Source organism: uncultured Anaerococcus sp., from assembly GCF_937934665.1.
GTDB lineage: Bacteria > Bacillota > Clostridia > Tissierellales > Peptoniphilaceae > Anaerococcus.
This window is the reverse complement of record NZ_CALGYW010000098.1, coordinates 1-3339: the sequence shown is the minus strand read 5'-3', so window position 1 is coordinate 3339 and position 3339 is coordinate 1. Positions and strand designations below refer to the sequence as shown.

5 protein-coding genes are annotated in these 3339 nt (G+C 40.0%); all 5 read left to right on the top strand.

Annotation, left to right across the window (positions count from 1 at the left end):
- Positions 1–839: hypothetical protein (locus Q0410_RS05310; protein WP_299033882.1), on the top strand; the 839-nt coding region annotated here is incomplete at its 5' end.
- The gene (locus Q0410_RS05305; RefSeq protein ID WP_299033879.1) at positions 840–1244 is read left to right on the top strand and encodes a hypothetical protein; all 405 of its coding nucleotides are present in this window, start codon (positions 840–842) and stop codon (positions 1242–1244) included.
- A gap of 11 nt (positions 1245–1255) precedes the next feature.
- Entirely contained in the window at positions 1256–1708 is a 453-nt protein-coding gene (locus Q0410_RS05300; RefSeq protein WP_299033874.1) for a DUF2634 domain-containing protein, read from the top strand.
- Positions 1687–2784 (top strand): baseplate J/gp47 family protein, encoded by a 1098-nt coding sequence (locus tag Q0410_RS05295; RefSeq protein WP_299033872.1) that lies wholly within the window; start codon positions 1687–1689, stop codon positions 2782–2784. The genes Q0410_RS05300 and Q0410_RS05295 overlap by 22 nt, the downstream gene beginning before the upstream one ends.
- Positions 2781–3339, top strand: a 559-nt coding sequence (locus Q0410_RS05290; protein ID WP_299033869.1) for a hypothetical protein, incomplete at its 3' end; no start/stop codon positions are given. The genes Q0410_RS05295 and Q0410_RS05290, both read left to right, overlap by 4 nt.

Sequence of the window (3339 nt, the reverse complement as noted above, 5' to 3'; positions counted from 1 at the left end):
CTGACGTCGATAAGACTTTGCCGGCTTTTGATGTTGAATTAGGGTCTGCGGTTAGCTTTTATGAAAAGCCTAATAATCAGGATTCATATATAAAATTTTTCGAAGGTGTTGTTTGGTCTAAGACTGTAAGAGATAACACAATTGATATGGATATTTCTTGCTATGATAAGTCAATCTATCTAAACAAAAATCAAGCTGAAACTCAAGTTTTTACCAAAAAGAGTGCTGACCAAGTGGCATCACAAATAATCGGAGAGCTAGGGCTTAAGGCTGGCAAGCTTGCTCCTACAGGTACAGACGATTACAACCTAAGAGATAAGACAGGCTATGACGCCATAATGGAGGCCTATGATAAGGATAGTAAGAAGACTGGAAAAGTTTATAAACTGGTCGATATCGACGGGGTTATAAATGTCTTTGAAGCTGGAGAAATGGTCGATATTGTCTTAGAGGAACTTAACGAGCCTATCCCTGGTAAGCTTTTAGATACGTCTTTTAAAGAGTCTATGGACGAAGTAGTAAACGAAGTTAAGGCTTTAGAAGATGAAAAGAAAGATGAAAAGAAGGATGCAGGTAAGGATTCTGGAAGTCAAGAAAGATATGGCAAACTCCAAAAAGTCCTTAAGGGCGATTCTTCGGAACTTGCTGGTCTTATGCAGGGAGCAAAGAAAGAGGTGGATGTTAAGTGCATAGGCGATTGGTCTATGGTATCTGGCAAGTCCATCATGCTTAAGTCTTCGATTATATCTGGCAAGTTTTATATAGAAAGTGATAGCCATAGCTTAGATGATGCCGTCCATACTGTGGACATGAAACTTGTAAGCAAGTTAGGAGGTTAGATGGAAAGTATTGTAAGAGATGTTAAGGATTTGAAGGGTAGGAAAGATGCATCTGAGATAGGGATTGTAACTTCAATTAAGCCCTTTGCCTTTACTATAAACGGTGTTGAATACTCATCTGAAGATTTTGTTATCTATCTACCTGCTGTGGATAGGATTAAGCAATGGGAAGAGATTCTTGTTGAAACTCAAGACCCCAATCCTCACTTAGCCCATAGTGTTAATAAAGGCAAGGCCTTTGTGGATATTGGCGACTTGGAGCTTGAGCCAGACCAGTATGAAAGACGCTTCATTGTCGGTGACCTTATTGATGTGACTGATAGGGGCGATTCTTTTATAGTCCATGGTAGACTTATCAAGATTGGGGAGGAAAAAGAAATCCATCCTCAAGTCCATAGGCAGTAGGAGGGTAGGATATGAATATTTTACCTAAGTCTATGTCTTATGTAGAAGAGATAGATATTGAAGAAGAAATTTTAGAGCGTGAAGGATTTTGTGAGTATGCTTACGACTTTGAAAATAACACGCTTAAGACGAGAAATGGCAGGCACTATTATGTGTATGGAAATGAGGCTATGAAGATATGGATATATAAGGCCATGATTACTAGCCGATTTAAGCATAGTGCTTATACTGATAGATTTGGAACTGAAATTTACAGTCTGATCGGTGAAGTTATATCATCGAAGTTTAAAGAGGCTGAAATTAAGAGATATATCAAAGAGGCGGTTATGGTGCATCCTTTTATGGTGTCGATTAATAAAATCAAGATGAAACCCTATAAGAGCGGACTAGAAGTAGATGTGTACTATACTACCGTCTTTGATGATGAGATTGTGAGGGTGTCTTGCAAGGTACAGATAGAGTAAGATTAAAAAGTTTGTCCTGGATGGAAATTTCAGACAGGATGAAAGAAGATTTGAAGAACCCTCCTAATAAAGTCGAGGGTTCTTTTGCTGCGGATAATATCCAAGCCGTGGCTAAAGAAATAGCAAAATACTACGACTATGTTGATTGGCTAGTGGATATGCACTTTGCTGAAACAGCTACAGGTGAATTTCTTGATGCTAAGGCAAAGGAAGTCGGGGTTTTTAGGAGAACAAAGACTAAGGCTAGTGGGATAGTGACCTTTAAGGGCAAACCTAATACTTTTATACCTGCTGGCTTTAGGGTCTATGCTGGAGAAAAAGTCTTTTATACTACTAGACCTGCTTATATAGGCCAAAACGGCAAGGTGGATGTGGAGGTTGCATCTGATGGTGAAGGCTTAGGTACTAATGCTGGAGCTTATGAGATAAATAATTTTCCTTACTTAACAGGTCTTGAAAGTGTAGAAAACGCTGAAGCCATAACAGGTGGAGCTGACATAGAAGATGATGAGAGCCTAAGGGAAAGGACTCTTCTAAAAATGCGATACCCTGGTACTTCTGGCAACAAATACCACTACATGCACTGGGCTATGGAAGTTGACGGGGTCGGTCGTGTCAAGGTCTTTCCACTTTGGAAAGGGGCAGGGACTGTTAAGGTATCAATCCTAGATAGTAATCAGAAACCTGCTAAGGAAGACTTAATCAAGAAGGTAGCCTATCATATAGACCACGGTGGAGAAAGGGATGGTGAAGCCCTAGCACCTATAGGAGCTTATCTGACTGTGGATACGGCCAAGCTTAAGAAGATAAGTATCAGTGGCAGGATTGACCTTGCTATGGGGTCGGCAAAGACTAAAAGTATTGTGGCCGAGGAATTAAAAAAGGACCTACAAGCCTATATTGATTCTGAAATATCCTATAAGAAAAACCGCTTGACTGTGGCCAAGGTTATAGATTTGTGCTACTCAATACCTGGTGTATCGGATATAGTTTCACTTACTATTGATGGGGCAACTGATTCGGTAGAAATCGGCGAAGAAGAAGTATTTGAAGTTGGTGAGGTGGTCTTATCATGAGAGGTGACCGCTTTAAGAAAAGGCTGCCTAAATTTGTAGGCTTAATTCCTGACCTTGATGATACCTTTTATGCTGAAGATAAAGAGTTTTATAGGACAGATAAGAAGCTTAAAGGCTTTATGTATGGGCTTATTGCAAGCCTTATGGCTGGCAATGAGGATGTGCTTGATTATCTGACACGCTTTGAAAAAGACTACAACCTAGAAGGTGTGGGGTCGATTGAGGATAGGATAAAACAAGTCTTGCTTAAGATAGGGGCTAAGAAAGTCACTACTGAAGAAGTTATCCTTGATATATGTAAGACATTTGGCCTACCTGCAAGGTATACGCCAAAATATGAAGAATATGCCTTTTTGCTAGATTTGGTATTAGGTGAAGAAGGGGCTGACCTTGATAAGCTTAATAAGGCTATAAGAGAGGTGGCTCCTGCCCACTTGGAAGATAGGGTTCATATCCATTTTGGAAGAGATTTAGTTTTAAAATCCCAACACGGTCTGGACTCATACCTTATCTGGCTTTGTGGGGAAAATCTTTGCGGAGATGTACCTTATATTC

What these genes read in the sequence shown, in the direction of transcription:
- Q0410_RS05305 (WP_299033879.1), top strand. Translation starts at nt 840, where the DNA reads ATGGAAAGTATTGTAAGAGATGTTAAGGATTTGAAGGGTAGGAAAGAT.
- Q0410_RS05300 (WP_299033874.1), top strand. Translation starts at nt 1,256, where the DNA reads ATGAATATTTTACCTAAGTCTATGTCTTATGTAGAAGAGATAGATATT.